We start from the raw sequence: 405 nt of genomic DNA, 5'->3' as shown, positions 1-405 counted from the left end.
CAATTTTTCCACCTGCTTTTCTTACTAATGCAATTACAGTCTCTACATCTTCTTTATATTCAACATTGTAGGCTAATGTAATTCCTGAAAATCCATTCCCTTTTGGTGGATTATTTTCATCAATATCTTTTGCTAATTGTTCCAAAGGAAATAGTTCAAACTTTGTTCCCGGAGTATCAAAAAAGCATACTGACGGATTATTTTCTCTGCAATCAGTCTTATATCCTAAACCATCTCTATAAAACTTTATTGACCTTTCCATATCTTTCACACCTAAACAAAACAAATAAAAGATTAGTTACTCAACTTGCCATTAATTGTTTGATATTAAGTATTGATAAAGAAAAATTTCATAATTGCACATTTCTTATTGCAGAGATTACAAAACTATTAGATAACGAATTA

General features: G+C 29.1%; 1 protein-coding gene and 1 pseudogene. One reads left to right on the top strand and one right to left on the bottom strand.

Annotated elements, in window-relative coordinates; translation table 11 throughout:
• Window positions 1–262, bottom strand: a 262-nt coding sequence (locus SPADD19_RS11025; protein ID WP_338322298.1) for a VOC family protein, incomplete at its 3' end; no start/stop codon positions are given.
• Between SPADD19_RS11025 and SPADD19_RS13030 the strand changes: the two are divergent.
• A pseudogene (locus SPADD19_RS13030) lies at window positions 199–405 on the top strand (Rgg family transcriptional regulator); the annotation flags it as partial. The gene SPADD19_RS11025 and the pseudogene SPADD19_RS13030 sit on opposite strands and share 64 nt — an antisense overlap.

Source organism: Streptococcus parasanguinis (assembly GCF_001578955.1).
Classification (GTDB): domain Bacteria; phylum Bacillota; class Bacilli; order Lactobacillales; family Streptococcaceae; genus Streptococcus; species Streptococcus parasanguinis_U.
The sequence above is the reverse complement of the archived record's forward strand: the minus strand, read 5'-3'. Positions and strand labels throughout refer to the sequence as shown.